The organism is Corynebacterium bovis DSM 20582 = CIP 54.80, assembly GCF_030408615.1.
Classification (GTDB): Bacteria; Actinomycetota; Actinomycetes; order Mycobacteriales; family Mycobacteriaceae; genus Corynebacterium; species Corynebacterium bovis.
Genome location: NZ_CP047187.1, coordinates 1,467,737 through 1,484,754 on the forward strand (window position 1 = coordinate 1,467,737; position 17,018 = coordinate 1,484,754).

The window sequence follows — 17,018 nt, forward strand, 5'->3', positions numbered from 1 at the left end:
CGCGACCCTCCCGCCGCCGCGGCCCCGGTACTGGACACATCAACCATCGCACGCCAACCCCCACCTGAGGCACACCGGCCCCCCGCCGCAGGGCTACAGTCTGATGATGTCAGCTCCACCTCACCACGAAAGGAACACCGTGAGCGCCATCACCGTCTACGGCTCGACCGGCATGGTCGGCCGCCCCATCACCGAGGAGGCCGTCCGCCGCGGCCACACCGTCACCGCCGTCTCCCGCCACGAGTCCCCCGAGAACCCCGTGGCCGGCGCGACCTACGTCACCGGTGACTTCTGGGACACCGCCGACGTCGTGGAGAAGGCGAAGGACGCCGACGTCCTCGTCGTCTCCGTCCCCGCACCCCGCGACGGTTCCCCCCTCCACCCGATCATCGACGCCCACCGTGCGGCCGTCGACGCCCTCCGCGGCCTCCCCACGCGGGTCTTCGTCATCGGCGGCGCGGGCGGGCTCTTCACCGCCGACGGCGAGCGGCTCGTCGACACCGACCTCGTCAAGGACATCTACAAGCCGGAGGCCCGGGCCTTCCTCGAGGTGCTCACCACCTACGAGAACGCCCCCGAGGACCTCGACTGGGTCATGCTCGCCCCGTCGCCCGTCATCGCCCCCGGTCCGGCCACGCCGGAGCACGTCCTCGGCACCGACACCCCCGTCGGCGACCACGTCAGCACCGGGACGTTCGCGGAGGCCGTCGTCGACGAGATCGAGGAGCCGGCCCACCGGCGCGTCCGCTTCACCGTCGCCGACGGCGAGTGACCGTCCGCGGGGCACCGCCCCGCCGACGCTGTCCTAAGATGATCCCCCATGAGTGAAGAGCGGGAGATCCTGACCTACGAGATGTTCGGCACGGCGATGCGGGAGCTCGCCCAGACCGTCATCGACGACTACCGCCCGGACGTGGTGCTCTCCATCGCCCGGGGCGGCCTCCTCATCGGAGGGGCGCTGGGCTACGCCCTCGGCATCAAGAACGTCTCCGTCATCAACGTGGAGTTCTACACCGACGTCGACCAGCGGCTCGAACAGCCGGTCATGCTCCCGCCGACGCCCGAGGCCGTCGACCTCACGGGGATGAAGGTGCTCATCGCCGACGACGTCGCGGACACCGGGGGCACCCTGCGGCTCGTCCAGGAGTACTGCGCCGCGCACGTCGCGGAGTCCCGGACCGCGGTCATCTACGAGAAGCCGCACTCCGTCATCACCCCGGACTACTCGTGGCGGACGACCGACCGCTGGATCGACTTCCCCTGGTCGAACCAGCCCCCGGTCACGCCGCGCTGACCCCTGCGCGCCACCGGACGCGCCCGCCGGCCCGACCGGCACGGCCCACGGCCCACGACCCCGGCCGTGACCGCTGCCGCTACCGTGACCGTCCGCCGAGCTCCCGGCCGAGCGCCTCGCCGACGCGCCGGCCGCTGTGCACGCACCCGCCGAGGAACGTCCCCTCGAGCGCGTTGACCCCGTGCATCCCCCCGCCGCCGAACCCGGCGGCCTCCCCCGCGGCGTAGAGCCCCGGGAACACCGACCCGTCGGGGCGCAGGCACCGCCCGGACAGGTCCGTCTCGATGCCCCCGAGCGTCTTCCGGGTGAGCATCCGCAGCCGGACGGCGATGAGCGGCCCGTGCTTCCCGTCGAGGAACCGGTGCGGGGGCGCGCACCGCACGATCCGGTCGCCGAGGAACGACCTCGCCGTGCGGATGTAATTGACCTGGATGTCCTTGGAGAACCGGTTGTCCAGCTGGCTGTCCCGGTCCTCGATCTGGCGGCGGAGGCGGGCGGGGTCGACCTGCGGCCGGTCCGGGCCGACGAGACCGTTCATCCCCTCGACGAGCTCCTCGAGGGTGTCGGCGATGACCCAGTCCTCGCCGTGGTCCATGAAGTTGCGCACGGCCACGTGGGTGCCGGGCAGGATCTTCGACAGGAGCTTGCGGACCTCCTTGTCCGTGAGGTCCGGGTTCTGCTCGGACCCGGAGAAGATGAACTCCTTGTCCGCGATCTCCTTCGTGAGGACGAACCAGCTGTAGCCGTGGCCGGTGCGCCCCAGGTGGGAGACCGCGGCGAGGTTGTCGGACCCGGGGAACACGGACGTCGGCAGCCGGGTGCCCTCGGCGTCGAACCACATCGCCGAGGGGCCCGGGATGATCCGGATGCCGTGCCCGGGCCAGATCGGGTCCCAGTTCGCCATGCCCTCCGGGTAGTGCCACATGCGGTCGGTGTTCACGACGTTCGCCCCCGCGGCCTGCGTGATCCCGATCATGCGGCCGTCGACGTGGGCCGGCACGCCGACGACCATCTCCTCCGGGCACTCCCCCCAACGGTCCGTCGGCCAGGACCGGCGCACGAGGTCGTGGTTGCCGCCGATGCCGCCCGAGGCGACGACCGTCGCGTCCGCCCGGAGGGTGAAGGTCCCGACGACCTCCCGTGGGGAGGCGACACCGCGGGGCAGGTCGTCGCACGGGTCGAGCAGCGCCCCGGACACCCCGGTGACCCGGCCGTCGACGGTGGTCAGTCCGTCGACCCGGTGCCGGAACCGGAACTCGACGCGGCCCGCCTTCTCCGCCTCGAGCAGCGGTTCGAGGAACACCCGGACGATCTCGGGGCCCGTGCCCCACGTGAGGTGGAACCGGGGCACCGAGTTGCCGTGGCCGGAGGCGTCGCCGGAGCCGCGCTCGGCCCAGCCGACCGTGGGCAGCACGCGCAGGCCGAGGCTGCGCAGGTAGCGCCGTTTCTCGTGCGTGGCGAAGCGGACGTACTCGCGGCCCCACCGACGCGGCCAGGTGTCGTTGGGGGTGTCGTCGTACCGCGCGGAGTTCTCCCAGTCGCGCCAGGCGAGCTCCTCGCTGTCGTGGACGCCCATGATGCGTTGCTCCGGGCTGTCGACGTAGAAGAGGCCGCCGAGGGACCAGAACGCCTGGCCGCCGAGGTTCGCCCGGTTCTCCTGGTCGAGGACGAGGACACGCAGCCCCGCCCGCTGCGCCTCGTAGGCGGCGACGAGGCCGGCCAGCCCCGCGCCGACGACGATGACGTCGGCGTCCGTGGGACCGGTCGTCCCCGTGCCCGAGCTTCCCGTGGCCGTGGCTCCCGTGGCCGAGTTTCCCGTGCCCGTGATGTTCCCGCCCGTGGTGTCCGTGCCCGAGGTGTCCGTCGCAGCCATGGGCGGGAGTCTATTCCGCCGCCGCCGGCCCCGCAGGCGTTTTGCGGCACCGCGCGCAGGTCACGCCGTCGGTGTCATCCGTGCAGCCCACCGTGGCGTCTTGACTTCACTCCCCTCGACACCTTAGTGTCCCATCCATTGATCTCAGTGTTCCACTCATTGAGACTCCGCCGGGTCCGCCCGGCCCGGCGCCGCGGTCCACCCCGGCACCGTCACCGACCGCGACGACACACGGGAAGGCACCGACACACGATGAGCACCTCCTCCACCTCCGCCCACCCGGTGGGCCACAGCGGCCGCCCGGCCGGGGACGCCGTCCGCCCGCCGGTCACGGACCGCGCGACGAAGCGCCGCATCATCATCGCCTCGACCGTCGGCACGACCATCGAGTTCTACGACTTCTACGTCTACGCGACGGCCGCCGTCGCCGTCTTCCCCTTCCTCTTCTTCCCGAAGCAGGAGAGCGAGACGGTCAACCTCCTCGCCTCCTTCGCGACATTCGGGCTCGCCTTCATCGCCCGTCCGCTCGGGTCGGTCATCTTCGGCCACTTCGGCGACCGCATCGGCCGGAAGGCGACCCTCGTCGCGTCCCTGCTCACCATGGGGATCGCGACGTTCCTCATCGGCCTGCTCCCGACGTACGGCCAGGTCGGGATCATCGCGCCCGCGCTCCTCGCCGTCATGCGGTTCTGCCAGGGGCTCGGCCTCGGCGGTGAATGGTCCGGCGCGGCCCTGCTCGCGACGGAGACCGCCGAGCACGGACGCCGTGCCCGCGCGGCGATGTGGCCGCAGCTCGGCGCACCCTTCGGCTTCTTCCTCGCCAACGGCCTGTTCCTCATCATCGTCAGCGTCCTCCACCCGGTGAAGGGTGACCTGTCCGGCGCGTTCATGACGTGGGGCTGGCGCATCCCGTTCCTGCTGTCCGCGGTCATGGTCCTCATCGGGCTCTACGTGCGGTTCCGGCTGGAGGAGACCCCGGTTTTCCGCGAGGCCGTCGACGCCGGGCAGAAGGTGTCCACCCCGGCCACGGCGGTCGTGCGCACCGCGTGGCGGCCGCTCATCCTCGGCACCGCCGTCATGATGTCGACGTACACGCTGTTCTACCTCGTGACCACGTGGATCCTCTCGTACGGGATCGGCAACCGGGCGACCGGCGCGGGCCTCGGCATCGCCTACAACGACTTCCTCCGCATCCAGCTCGTCTCCGTCGTGTTCTTCGCCGTGGGCGTCCCGGTCTCGGGGGCGCTCGCCGACCGGTTCGGCCGCAGGCGGTTCCTCATCGCGGCGTCGGTGCTCCTGCTCGTGGTGGCCCTGGCCTTCGGCCCTGTGCTCGACCCCTCCCGGGCGAGTGTCCCGGTGATCACGGTCTTCCTCTCGGTGGGGATGCTCGCCATGGGGCTCATCTTCGGCCCGATGTCCTCGGTGCTGCCGGAGATGTTCCCGACGAACGTCCGCTACACGGGCTCGGGCATCGCCTACAACGTGGCGTCGATCCTCGGCGCCGCCATCGCACCGTTCATCGCCACCGCCCTCGCCGCGGAGTACGGCGCCGGGGCCGTCGGGGCCTACCTCGCGGTCGTGACGGTCATCAGTCTCATCGCGATCCTCGTCATGCGCGAGACCAGCCACGTCGACCTCACGACCGTGGGGGGACCGGACCGGGGGTGACGACCCGGCGGTGCCGGGAGCACCCGTGGCGGCCGGCCGGGGCCGGAGGTCCGGTCGCGTGACGGCCCCGCGGACCACTCCGTTATGCTGGTGCCGTTGCCGGGTCACCTGACCCGGGCCGTCCCCGCACCACCGTCAGCACCGCTAGTGAGGAGCACGATCGCGTGTTCGAAGTCGAAAGCCTCATCAGTTCCTTCGGCTACATCGGCATCCTCACCGTCATCTTCATGGAGACCGGCGTCCTCATCGGCTTCATCTTCCCCGGGGACACGCTCCTGTTCACGGCGGGGATCATGGCCGCGACGGACGACCCGTTCGCCCCGTTGTGGACCCTGCTGCTCGGCATCCCGGTGGCGGCGGCGGTCGGCGACCAGGTGGGGTACTTCATCGGCCGCCGTTTCGGACCGCCGATCCTGCGGTCGCGCCCGATGCAGTGGATCGGGCCGACGGCGCTGGACAAGACGAACTGGTTCTTCGACCGCTACGGGCCGGTGACGGTGATGCTCGCCCGCTTCATCGGCGTCGTGCGCACCCTGACCCCCGTCGTCGCCGGGGTCGCCCACATGAACCACCGTGCGTTCACGTTCTGGTCGGTGCTCGGCTGCGCGATCTGGGGGGCCGGGATCACCGCGCTCGGGTACTTCCTCGGCGGCATCCCCTTCGTCCAGGAGTACATGGAGATCTTCATCGTCCTCGGCGTCGCCTCGGTCGTCGTCCCGGTCGCCGTCAAGGTCGGGCAGATCCTGTGGAACCGGTGGCGGTCGGGTCGACGGACCGACGAGCCGCGCTGACCTCACCGCGCACGCGACCACCGTCCGCGTCCCGACCGTGACCACCGCGGCCGTGGGCGCCGCCCGCACCCACCCGCCGACGCCTCCGTCGACCCCCGACCGTGGGCGCCGTCAGCACCGTCGCAGCCGTCCCAGCCGTCAGCGCCGTCGCAACGTGAACTGGACGCAGTCCACCGCCCCGGCGGAGATGAGCGCCTCGTGGAGCGCCAGCTGGAAGTCCCACAGCCGCCGGTACGCGACGTCGAACCCCGCGGCCGCGGCCTGGCGTTCGCGGGACAGGAAGACCGACCTCCACAGCCGGACCGTCGCGGCGAGGTGCGACCCGATGTGGTTCTCCGCGACGACCCGCAACGACGACGTCTCCGCCGCCTCGCGCACGTGCTCGACCGTCGGGTACGACAGCGCGGGCCACATGTAGGCCCGCACCGGGTCGAGGCTCTCCCCGGCCACCGCCCGCAGCCCCCGGGGCAGGTCGGACGGCGTCGTCAGGGACTGGATGACGGCCGTGCCCCCGGGGGCGAGCATCCGCTCGACGGCCCCGAGGACGTGCACGGTCCCCGCGTCGCCGAGGGTCTCCATGCGTTCGACGCTGACGACGGCGTCGTACTCCCCCGACCACTGCCGCGGCGACGGCACCGGCCCCCGGATCGTCTCGACGCGCACCGCCCCGGCGACGTCGGCCTCCCGGACCAGGGACCGCACCCGTGCGGCGTGGTCCTCGTCCGCGGTGAGGACGTCGACGGACGCCCCGCGCCGGGCGGCGAGGACGGCGAGCTGCCCACCGCTCGACTGCAGTTCGAGGACGCGGGACCCCGGCCCGACCCCGGCGGTGTCGAGCATCCCGGTGATGCGGTTGACCTGGGCGGGGTCGAGGTCACGACGGTCGATGTCCTCGGGCGCGTCGCAGTAGGAGACCTCCACCGGGTACCGCCCCTCGCGGCCCTCGACGACGACCGTCTCGGACGTCCGCGTGCCCGAGTGGAACACCGCCGAGCCCGTCGCGGCAGTCCGCCCGGCGTAGAGGTCGACGAGGTCCCCCGGCAGCTCCCCCGCCCGCACCTCCCCGGTGGACGGGCGGGACCGGCGGGAGAGCGCCCGGCCGAGCCCCTTCTCGAACGGCTGGGTGAGCAACACCCGCAGGACCTCGGGCAACGGGTCCGCGGTCCACTCCCCCGCCATGTACCCCTCCGCGAGCCCGACCCAGCCGCCGGCGACGATGCGGTCGAGCACGAGCCCGTCCCGGACGAGGAAGTTCGGGGTCCCGGCGCTGCTCAACGCCACCCCCGATGAGGCGAGCAGCTCCTCCAGGCGGTTCCGGACGGCTTCGGCACGCGCCCCCAGGAACGGGGCCTCGGGGGCCCTCGCGACCCCGGGCCACCGTTCCGGGTCGATGTATCCCTCGACCACCCTCGACGCTCCTCTCCGTGATGATGGGCCGGGGCTGGACAGCCCTCTCAGTGACGTCCGGGGCCGGACGGGCCCCGCCGGTGACCGCCGGGGCTGGACCGCCCCGACAGTGAACCCTGTATCCCCCCGAAGTTACCTGGAAAACAACATTGGGTGGGGCAGGCGCAGCCGAGACCGGAGGCACGGGCGACGCAGGCCACGCCCCGGGGACTAGGATGGGCTACGTCACGGTGCCCGCACCCGAGCGGCCCGGACGTCGGACGATGAGCCGCCTGGCGCGTCGCGCGACGACCCCCGGCCCCACCTCCGGGCGGAGCAGCCAGGGCACCGGTGGAACCGCAACAGCAGATCTCCGTAGACCAACATAGAGGAGCAGACCCGTATGACACCCCAGCCCACGCGCCCGGCGGCCGGACGCCACCATGTCGTTATCGTCGGCGCCGGATTCGGCGGCCTGTTCGCCGCCAAGCGGCTCGCAGACGCTGACGTCGACGTCACCATCATCGACCGAACGAACCACCACCTCTTCCAGCCGCTGCTCTACCAGGTCGCCACGGGCATCCTCTCCGAGGGCGAGATCGCGCCCTCGATCCGCCAGATCCTCGCGAACCAGGACAACGTGCGGGTCGTCAAGGCCGAGGTGCGGGGCATCGACATCACGGAGAAGGTCGTCACCGCCGACCTCGGCGGCAAGGACGCCGCCTTCTCCTACGACTCGCTCATCCTCGCCGCCGGCGCGGGCCAGTCCTACTTCGGCAACGACCACTTCGCCGAGTTCGCCCCCGGTATGAAGTCGATCGACGACGCCCTCGAGATCCGCGCCCGCCTCACCGGCGCGTTCGAGCGCGCCGAGATCACGACGGACCCGGAGGAGCGCCGCCGGCTCATGACCTTCGTCGTCGTCGGCGCCGGCCCGACCGGTGTCGAGCTCGCCGGCCAGCTCGCCGAGATGGCCCACCGCACCCTGCGCGGCGAGTTCCAGAACATCAACACCGAGGACGCGCGCATCCTCCTCATCGACGGCAGCCCCCAGGTCCTGCCCCCGATGGGCAAGAAGCTCGGGCGCAAGGCCGCCCGCCAGCTCCAGAAGCTCGGCGTCGACATCATCCTCAACAGCATGGTCACGGACGTCAACCAGCGCGGGGTGACGTACAAGGACATGAAGACGGAGCAGGAGACGTTCGTCCCCGCGTACAGCAAGATCTGGTCCGCCGGTGTCGCGGCGAACCCGCTCGGCCGCCACGTCGCCGAGCAGGCGGGTGTCGAGGCCGACCGCGCCGGGCGCGTGCCGGTGAACCCGGACCTCACCGTCGGCGACCACCGCGAGCTGTTCGTCATCGGCGACATGATGAGCCTCGACCGGATCCCGGGCATGGCGCAGCCCGCCCTCCAGGGCGGCGAGTACGCGGCCCGGGCGATCATCGCCGACGTCGAGAAGGGCTCCCCCGCCGAGCGCGAGCCGTTCTCCTACTTCGACAAGGGCTCGATGGCCATCGTGTCCCGTTTCTCCGCGGTCGTGAAGATCGGCAACGCCGAGCTCTCGGGCTTCATCGGCTGGGTCCTGTGGCTCGGCGTGCACCTCATGACGCTCGTCGGCTTCCGGAACCGCTTCGTCGCGGCGATGAGCTGGGGCCTCAACGTCCTGTCGCGGAACCGCTGGCAGCTCGTCGCCACCCGGCAGCAGCTGCACGCCCGCAACGCGATCCGCAAGCTGCGGGAGTACGAGGACAAGGACGGCGTCCGGTCCATCGAGGTCCGCGACAACCTCAAGTTCGGTGAGGGCCGGGACACCCGCGCCGACGCCGACTAGTCGCACCGCCGCGCGCGAGGTACCCGCACCGCCGCGCGCGGCGCACTCACACCGTCGCGAGCGGCGTCACCACACCGCCGCGCGCACCGGGTCCCCGCGGGGCCGGTGCAGGGGGAACGACGCCGGGGACCGCACGGTTCCCGGCGTCGTCCGTGTGCGGTCACCGACCGCGGGAGGGGGGAGGAACGACGCCGGGGTCCGCACGGTCCCCGGCGCCGGGGGTGGTGGCGCCGGGTCGTCAGGGGTGTCGGGTCGTCAGGGGTGCCGGGTTGTGACGTGCCGGGCGTCCGGGGCACCCGGCCGTCATGGGTACCGGCGCGTGCGGGGCCGCGGGGCCCGGATCACCGCCGGCCGCGCGCCCCGTCGACGAGGACGGTCGTGCGCAGCTGCGTCACCGCGCACATCTTGCCGGTCGCCTCATTGACGTGCTCGACCCGCCAGAGGTGGCTCGTCCGCCCGAGGTGGACGGGGACGGCCGTGGAGACGATGACGTCGCCGGCCACCGACGGGCGCAGGAACTGCGTCTCGTTGACGATCCCCATGACGGGGGCCTCCGCCCCGGCGGCGATGAAGCTCGCGATGGACGCCGTCGACTCGCCGAGGGAGCAGTACACCCCGCCGTTGGTGACCCCCCAGGGCTGCAGGTGCCGGTCCGTCACCTCGAGCCGGACGACCACGCGCCCGGGGCCCACCTCGACGTACCTCGTGCCCAGCGTGGCGTCGAGACCCCCACCGGTCGAGGTCAACCGGTCGACCTCGTCGCGTTCGGCGGCGTCGAGCACCCGCTCCGCGGCCAGGGCCATGAGCTCGCCGTAGCGCCGCATCCCGTCGCCGCGCCCCCCGCCGGTGCCGGTGCCGCGACCGTCACTGCGTCCGTCGCCGTGCCCGTCACTGCGGCCGTCGCCGGTTCCGCCGCTGCGTCCGTCGCTCATTCGTCGTCTCCTCGGGTCGGGTGGTGTGCACCACGCGCGGTCGCGTGGCGGTGGTCCCGCCGGCGTCACGGCCCGGGGCGGGCCCGGACGGCGGCGACGGGACACCGTGCCCATTATGCCCCGCCCCCGCGGAGCGCCGCGGACCGCTGTGGGCCGCACCGGCCCGCCGTGGACGACGACGGGTGGGGAGCGCGGGCACGGTGCGCTCCCCCGTCGCCGCACCGCGACCCGGCCGCGGGTCCCCCCGGGCACGGGCACCGGACCCGGGTGGGGCGGGGGCCGGCTACTATGGGCGACCATGACTGACAATCCATCCACCTCCGCCCCTGCGGACGGCTCGGCGCAGATCGGCGTCGTCGGCCTCGCCGTCATGGGGTCGAACATCGCCCGCAACTTCGCCAGGAACGGTCACACGGTCGCGGTGTACAACCGCACCACGTCGAAGACGGACGCCTTCATGTCCGAGTTCGGTTCGACGGGTTCCTTCGTGCCGTCGACGAGCGCGGAGGATTTCGTCGCCTCCCTCGAACGTCCCCGCCGCGCCCTCATCATGGTCCAGGCGGGCCCGGCGACGGACGCCGTCATCGGCCAGCTCGCGGACGCGATGGACGAGGGTGACATCATCATCGACGGCGGCAACGCCCTGTACACGGACACGATCCGGCGCGAGCGTGAGCTCCGCGGGCGCGGCCTGCACTTCGTCGGCGCCGGCATCTCCGGTGGTGAGGAGGGCGCGCTCAACGGCCCCTCGATCATGCCCGGCGGGTCCGCCGAGTCCTACGAGTCCCTCGGCCCGCTGCTGGAGTCCATCTCCGCGCACGTCGACGGGACGCCGTGCTGCACGCACATCGGACCCGACGGCGCCGGCCACTTCGTGAAGATGGTCCACAACGGCATCGAGTACGCGGACATGCAGGTCATCGGCGAGGCCTACCACCTGCTGCGGCACGCGGCCGGCATGGAGCCCGCCGAGATCGCCGCGGTCTTCCGGGAGTGGAACTCCGGGGACCTGGACTCCTACCTCGTCGAGATCACGGCCGAGGTCCTCTCGCAGGTCGACGCCGCGACGGGCCGGCCGCTCGTCGACGTCATCGTCGACGCCGCCGGGCAGAAGGGCACCGGGCGGTGGACGGTCAAGGCCGCCCTCGACCTCGGGATCCCCGTCACCGGCATCGGCGAGGCCGTCTTCGCCCGCGCGCTGTCCGGTGCGACCGCGCAGCGCACCGCCGCCCAGGGCAACCTCCCGGCCGGCGAGCTCGCCGAGCCGGTGTCCGCCGCGGACCGCGACGCCTTCGTCGAGGACGTCCGCCGCGCGCTCTACGCGTCGAAGCTCGTCGCGTACGCCCAGGGGTTCGACGAGATCACCGCCGGCTCCCGCGAGAACGACTGGAACGTCGACCCCCGCGACATGGCCACGATCTGGCGCGGCGGCTGCATCATCCGCGCGAAGTTCCTCGACCGGATCCGGGAGGCCTACGACGCCGACCCGGAGCTGCCGTCGCTGCTGCTCGCCCCGTACTTCAACACCGAACTCGGCGATCTCGTCGACGCGTGGCGGCGGGTGGTCTGCCGTGCCACGCTCCTCGGCCTGCCGGTGCCGGTCTTCGCCTCCAGCCTGTCCTACTACGACAGCCTGCGTGCGGAGCGCCTGCCCGCCGCGCTCATCCAGGGCCAGCGGGACTTCTTCGGCGCCCACACCTACCGTCGCGTCGACCGCGACGGTTCATTCCACACCCTGTGGTCCGGCGACCGCAGCGAGATCGAGGCGTAGGTGGCACAGAACGGACGACAGGGCAGCGCCACCGGGCGAACGAACTCGACAGGTGACCGGGCGGGAGCCGGGTCAGCAGGCAGGGGCGGCTCCGGCGCGTCCTCCGGGAGGGGGTCGTCCCGCCGCCGGCGGGTCGTCATCGGCTCCCGGGCCGTCGGCGACGAGCCGACGCGCGACGGCGGGTCCCGCGGCGGGTCCCGTCGCGGCGGCAGCGGGACCGGTCGCACGCGCGACGCCGGGACCGGCGGCGGGAGCGGTCACGGCCGCTCCGGCTCCGGCGGCGGCCGCGCGGGCGGCGACCGGACCGGCGGCTCCCGGGCCGCCGGGTCCGGGTCCGGCTCCGGCGGCGGGCGGAACCCCCGCCGCGGCCGGAACGACCGCACGCCGGACCGCACGCCGGACCGGCGCCCCGAGCGGACGCAGGACCGCCCGGCGGCCCCTGCGGCCGACACGACCGCGGGCGCACCGGCCGCACCGACGAGCGTCGACACCTCGGTGACCTTCGGCGACCTCGGCATCCCGCTCGAGATGTGCCGCAGCCTCGCCTCCGAGGGCATCGAACACCCCTTCCCCATCCAGGCGGCGGCGATCCCGGACGCGGTCGCCGGCCGGGACGTCCTCGGCCGCGGGCCGACGGGCTCCGGCAAGACCCTCACGTTCGGCCTCCCGATGCTCACCGGGCTCCGCGGCGCGGCCTCGAAGCCCGGCCGGCCGCGGGGGCTCATCCTCGTGCCGACCCGGGAGCTCGCCCACCAGGTCGCCGAGCGGCTCGAGCCGCTCGCGGCCGCGCTGGGGCAGCGGGTCCTGCCGGTCGTCGGCGGTGTGAACATCAAGCGCAACCTCACCGCCCTCGCCCGCCCGGTCGACCTGCTCGTCGCCACGCCCGGCCGCGCCCAGGACCTCGTCAACCAGAAGGCGCTCGCCCTCGGTGACGTGAGCGTCGTCACCCTCGACGAGGCCGACCAGATGGCCGACATGGGCTTCCTGCCGCAGGTCCGCAAGCTCCTCGCGCACGTCCCGGGGAACGCCCAGCACCTGTTCTTCTCGGCGACGCTCGACGGTGACATCCGTGTCCTCGTCGACGAGATCATGGTCGACCCCGTGACGCACTCGACGACCGGCGGCGAGGCCCAGGTCGACTCCACCGAGCACCGGCTCGGCGTCGTCCCCGACCGGGAGACCCGCAACGAGGTCGTGCTCGACCGCGGACAGCGGGCGACGAAGACGATCATGTTCATGCGCACGAAGCACGGCGTGGACCGGCAGGCGAAGAAGCTCGTCCGCGCCGGGGTCCGGGCGGTCGCCCTCCACGGCGACAAGGGCCAGAACAGCCGGATGCGCAGCATCGCCGACTTCACCAGCGGTGACGCCACCGTGCTCGTGGCCACGGACATCGCGGCGCGCGGCATCGACATCAAGGGCGTCGACCTCGTCGTCCACGTCGACCCCCCGGCCGAGCACAAGGCCTACGTCCACCGGGCGGGCCGCACCGGCCGGGCCGGGGCGTCCGGTCAGGTCCTCACCCTGACCTTCGCCGCGGACAAGGCGGAGACGCTCGCGATGATGCGGAAGGCAGGCGTCGACCCGCAGGTCGTCGAGACGACCCGCACGGGGACGGACGGCGCGACCGACCTGCTGTCCCGGACCGACCTGCCGTGACCTGCGGGCACGCCGCCGGACGGACACCCCCGGACCCCGACCCCGACCCCCACCCCGGCCCGGGCCGCCCCGCGGTGACCCCGCCCCGGACGCCCTCCCCGGCACCGGCGGCGCCGGCACGCCGGACACAGCCGCTGCACGGGGACCGGTAGGCTGTCAGGCACCATGGACATCCTTCTCAGCATCCTCGGTCTGCTGTGCTTCATCGCGTTGACCGCCGGGACCGGTCTGTTCGTCGCGATGGAGTTCGCGACGACGGGGCTGGAACGCTCCACCATCGACAACGACGTCGCCACCCGTGGGGACCCGGCCTCACTGATGGTCCAGAAGGCCCATTCCCACCTCAGCTTCCTGCTCTCCGGCGCCCAGCTCGGCATCACGCTGACGACGCTGGCGACCGGGTACCTCGCCGAACCGATCCTCGCGCGGTTCTTCACCCCCGCGCTGGAACTCGTCGGGCTCAGCGCGTCCGCCGCGCGGCCCGTCTCGCTCGTGCTCAGCCTCGTCATCGCGACGGGCCTGTCCATGGTCTTCGGCGAACTCGTGCCGAAGAACCTCTCCATCGCCCACCCGCTGCGCATGGCCCGCGTGACGGTCCGCCCCGTGTGGGTGTTCAACACCGTCTTCGCGTGGTTCATCCACGGGATGAACGCCGTGGCGAACGCACTGGTCCGGCGGATGGGCATCGACCCGGCGAGCGAACTCGCGTCCGCCCGGTCGCCGGAGGAGCTCAGCGCCCTGGTGCGCAACTCCGCCGGCGCGGAGGGGCTGGACCAGGCGAAGGTCACGATCCTCGACCGGTCCCTCCGGTTCGGCGAGGCGACCGCCGAGGACATCATGACCCCGCGGTCGACCGTCGACTCCCTCTCGACGGAGGACACGGCCGTCGACCTCATCCGCCACGCCCTCGAGTCCGGGCACTCCCGGTTCCCCGTCGTCCACGGAGACCTCGACGACACCGTCGGCGTCGTCCACGTCAAGGACGCCCTCACCATCCCGGCGGCCGAGCGCGCGACGACACTCATGCGCGACCTGGCCCGGCCCGTGCCCACCGTGCCGTCGAGCCTCGGCGGGGACGCGGTGCTCAACCAGGTGCGCCGCGCCGGGTCGCAGCTCGTCCTCGTCGCCGACGAGTACGGCGGCACCGCCGGCATCGTCACGATCGAGGACGTCGTCGAGGAGATCGTCGGCGAGGTGTGGGACGAGCACGACAACCGCGACGAGGACGCCGAGGTCCGCCAGCGCGGCCGAACCGGGGAGATCGCCGGGCTCGTGCGCACGGACGAGTTGCCGGACGTGTGCGGGTACACCGCGCCCGACGGACCGTACGAGACACTGGGCGGGCTGGTCATGGCCACCCTCGGGCGGATCCCGCGCGAGGGGGACCGGGTCATCCTGCCGGTGAGTGACAGGGAGTTCATGGACAGTTTCGAGACGGGCAACACGTCACGGTGGAGCGCGACGGTGTCGCGCATGGACAACCGCCGTGTGGACCGGGTCGTCATGCGCCCCGTCGACGGCGGCGCCGCCGACGCGGGGGCGACCGGGTCCGGCTCGCCCGCCCCGGAGGTGGACCGTGGCTGACGTCGTGTGGGCGGTGCTCTTCACCGTCGTCCTCCTGGCGATGAACGCCTACTTCGTGGGCGTGGAGTTCGCCCTCATCTCCTCGCGGCGCGACCGCCTCGACGGGATGATCGCCGCCGGGAACCGGCGTGCCCGGAAGGTGCTCTACGCGACGGAGCACCTCACGATCATGCTCGCGGGGGCGCAGTTCGGCATCACGCTCGCGTCGGTCCTCCTGGGCAAGGTCGGTGAACCGGCGATCGCCCACCTCGTCGAGGGCCCGTTCTCCGCGCTCGGGCTGCCGCCGGACCTGCTGCACCCCGTGTCGTTCACGATCGCGCTGCTCCTCGTCACGGTCCTGCACATCATCCTCGGCGAGATGGTGCCGAAGAACATCGCCCTCGCCGGGCCGGAGTCCGTGGCCACGTACCTCGTCGGGCCGCACCTGCTGTTCTGCACGGTCACGCACCCGATCATGGTGTTCCTCAACTGGATCGCGCGCATCGCGCTGCGGGCCGTCGGCGTCGAGCAGAAGGACGAGCTCGACTCGACGGTCTCCTCCGCGGAGCTGGCGTCGATGATCGCCGAGTCCCGCTCCGAGGGGCTCATCAACCCGGCCGAGGCGAAGCGGCTGTCCAACGCACTGGCGTCCTCCCGGCGGACGCTCAACGAGGTGCTCATCCCGACGGCCCGGGTCCGGTCGCTGCCCTTCGGCACCCGCGGGGTGACCGTCGGCCAGGTCGAACAGGCCGTCGCGGAGACCGGGTTCTCCCGGTTCCCCGTCACGGACAGCGCCGGCGGCTACATCGGGTACGTCCACGTCAAGGACATTCTCGACGCGATCCTCGACCCCGGCACCGACCCGTCGACGCTCATCCCCCGCACCGCGATCCGGCCGCTCATCGAGGTCGAGGGCGGGCAGAACTTCGACCGCGCCATGCGGCACATGCGGGTGCGCACGTCCCACATGGCCCAGGTCGTCGAGGACGGCCGGGTGACCGGGGTGGTGACCCTCGAGGACATCATCGAGGAACTCGTCGGTACGGTGAGGGACTGGACCCACGACGAGTAGCGCCCCGGGGCGGCCGTCGGACCCCACCGGCGCAGCCGCTCCCCGACCTCCGACCCGAATGCCGAACCCCATGACCTCCTCCCCCTCACCCGCCGCGACCGGCGGGGCCGACACCACCGCCGCGACCGGTCCCGCCACCGACACCGCCCCCGCCGAGATCACCGGCCCCACCACAGCCGCCGCAACCGCCACCGGCACGGCCCCCGGCACCGGCGGCACCGGGACCCCCGCCGTGACGCGGTACCTCGACGCGGACGACTGGACCCGCCGCCGGGACGACCACCGGGCCACCGTCGCCGACCTCACGGCGGCCCACCGGGACCGCCGCTCACGGGGCCTCCGGCACCCCGTGTGGGACTTCATGTTCACCTACTATCCGACGACGCCCGGCGCCCTCTCCCACTGGCACCCGGGGGCGGGGACGGCGCTCGAGATCGTGCCCGGTGAGGACCTCCCGCACCACCGGGACTCCTACGTGACCGTCACCGGCCCGGACGGCCGCCGCTGGTGGACCGTCGACCCGGCCCGCGTGCTCGCCCGCCGGGGCCGCGCCGTCGGGTTCATCCACCGCCTGCTCTCGGCGACGGCGGACCGGCCGCCGGTGCTCGGGTGCTTCGGGCTGCACGAGTGGGCGATGGTCTACCGGGACACCCCGCGCCACCCCGAACCGCTCCGGCTGGGACGCGACGGGACGGACGCGCTCGTCGAGTCCTCCACCCTCATGTGCACCCACGTCGACGCCTACCGGTTCTTCACCGACGCCGCCGCGCCCCGCAACGCCCGGCGTCTCACCAGACGGGACCAGGTCGACACCGAGCAGCCCGGGTGCCTCCACGCGACGATGGACCTCTACAAGTGGGCGACGAAGCTCGGCCCCCTCGTGCCGGGTGACCTCTGGCTCGACACGTTCCGCCTCGCCTGCGACGTCCGGATGCTGGACATGCAGGCGAGCCCGTACGACCTCAGCGGGTGGGGGCTCGACCCGGTCCGGGTGGAGACCCCCGCGGGGCGCGCGGAGTACGTCCGCCGCCAGCGCGCCGTCGCCGACCGGGGTGGTCAGCTTCGTCACAGGTTGATCGCCCTGCTCGAGGGGACGTATCCTCAGGATCTACCAACCATGTCATCCTGTGGGCGTTGACTGAACGCCGACCGGGTGCACCGACGCCAGGAGGTCCGAT

At 72.6% G+C, this 17,018-nt stretch carries 13 protein-coding genes; 10 read left to right on the plus strand and 3 right to left on the minus strand.

The window, feature by feature from the left end; translation table 11 throughout:
- Window positions 1-139: 139 nt before the first annotated feature.
- Both CBOVI_RS05905 and CBOVI_RS05910 read left to right on the plus strand, forming a co-directional pair.
- Window positions 140-772: an NAD(P)-dependent oxidoreductase gene (locus CBOVI_RS05905; RefSeq protein WP_010270560.1), complete on the plus strand. Its 633-nt coding sequence runs from the start codon at window positions 140-142 to the stop codon at window positions 770-772.
- Window positions 773-820: 48 nt separating this feature from the next.
- Window positions 821-1,294, plus strand: coding sequence for a phosphoribosyltransferase (locus tag CBOVI_RS05910; protein WP_010270563.1), 474 nt, complete (start codon window positions 821-823; stop codon window positions 1,292-1,294).
- A 79-nt stretch (window positions 1,295-1,373) separates the two neighbouring features.
- Here the strand turns inward: CBOVI_RS05910 and CBOVI_RS05915 are convergent, their stop codons facing one another.
- Entirely contained in the window at window positions 1,374-3,167 is a 1,794-nt protein-coding gene (locus CBOVI_RS05915) for an FAD-binding dehydrogenase (protein WP_010270566.1), read from the minus strand.
- A gap of 252 nt (window positions 3,168-3,419) precedes the next feature.
- Between CBOVI_RS05915 and CBOVI_RS05920 the strand changes: the two genes are divergently transcribed.
- Together CBOVI_RS05920 and CBOVI_RS05925 are read left to right on the plus strand one after the other, a co-directional pair.
- The gene (locus CBOVI_RS05920) at window positions 3,420-4,835 is read left to right on the plus strand and encodes an MFS transporter (protein WP_010270569.1); all 1,416 of its coding nucleotides are present in this window, start codon (window positions 3,420-3,422) and stop codon (window positions 4,833-4,835) included.
- A gap of 164 nt (window positions 4,836-4,999) precedes the next feature.
- Complete coding sequence (locus CBOVI_RS05925; protein ID WP_010270572.1) at window positions 5,000-5,626, plus strand: DedA family protein; 627 nt, start codon at window positions 5,000-5,002, stop codon at window positions 5,624-5,626.
- Between the two features lie 138 nt (window positions 5,627-5,764).
- Here the strand turns inward: CBOVI_RS05925 and CBOVI_RS05930 are convergent, their stop codons facing one another.
- The gene (locus CBOVI_RS05930; RefSeq protein ID WP_010270575.1) at window positions 5,765-7,033 is read right to left on the minus strand and encodes a class I SAM-dependent methyltransferase; all 1,269 of its coding nucleotides are present in this window, start codon (window positions 7,031-7,033) and stop codon (window positions 5,765-5,767) included.
- A 382-nt stretch (window positions 7,034-7,415) separates the two neighbouring features.
- Here CBOVI_RS05930 and CBOVI_RS05935 point away from each other — a divergent pair, with 382 nt between their 5' ends.
- Window positions 7,416-8,843, plus strand: a complete 1,428-nt coding sequence (locus CBOVI_RS05935; protein WP_010270577.1) for an NAD(P)/FAD-dependent oxidoreductase — start codon at window positions 7,416-7,418, stop codon at window positions 8,841-8,843.
- Window positions 8,844-9,184: 341 nt separating this feature from the next.
- Here the strand turns inward: CBOVI_RS05935 and CBOVI_RS05940 are convergent, their stop codons facing one another.
- Window positions 9,185-9,775 (minus strand): PaaI family thioesterase, encoded by a 591-nt coding sequence (locus CBOVI_RS05940; RefSeq protein WP_010270579.1) that lies wholly within the window; start codon window positions 9,773-9,775, stop codon window positions 9,185-9,187.
- A 298-nt stretch (window positions 9,776-10,073) separates the two neighbouring features.
- On the opposite strand from CBOVI_RS05940, the gene gnd reads away from it, so the two are divergent.
- The 5 genes from gnd to CBOVI_RS05965 all read left to right on the plus strand — a co-directional run bounded on the left by gnd (window position 10,074) and on the right by CBOVI_RS05965 (window position 16,978).
- A complete protein-coding gene (gene gnd / locus CBOVI_RS05945) occupies window positions 10,074-11,546 on the plus strand; it encodes an NADP-dependent phosphogluconate dehydrogenase (protein WP_010270583.1) in 1,473 nt (490 codons plus the stop codon).
- A gap of 528 nt (window positions 11,547-12,074) precedes the next feature.
- The gene (locus CBOVI_RS05950) at window positions 12,075-13,205 is read left to right on the plus strand and encodes a DEAD/DEAH box helicase (protein ID WP_050798202.1); all 1,131 of its coding nucleotides are present in this window, start codon (window positions 12,075-12,077) and stop codon (window positions 13,203-13,205) included.
- Window positions 13,206-13,370: 165 nt separating this feature from the next.
- Window positions 13,371-14,789 (plus strand): hemolysin family protein, encoded by a 1,419-nt coding sequence (locus CBOVI_RS05955; RefSeq protein ID WP_010266313.1) that lies wholly within the window; start codon window positions 13,371-13,373, stop codon window positions 14,787-14,789.
- Window positions 14,782-15,840 (plus strand): hemolysin family protein, encoded by a 1,059-nt coding sequence (locus CBOVI_RS05960; protein WP_010266311.1) that lies wholly within the window; start codon window positions 14,782-14,784, stop codon window positions 15,838-15,840. Before CBOVI_RS05955 ends, CBOVI_RS05960 begins: the two co-directional genes overlap by 8 nt.
- A 70-nt stretch (window positions 15,841-15,910) precedes the next feature.
- Window positions 15,911-16,978 carry a hypothetical protein gene (locus CBOVI_RS05965; protein WP_010266309.1) on the plus strand — a complete coding sequence of 356 codons (1,068 nt, stop codon included), beginning with the start codon at window positions 15,911-15,913 and terminating at the stop codon, window positions 16,976-16,978.
- Window positions 16,979-17,018: the final 40 nt, after the last annotated feature.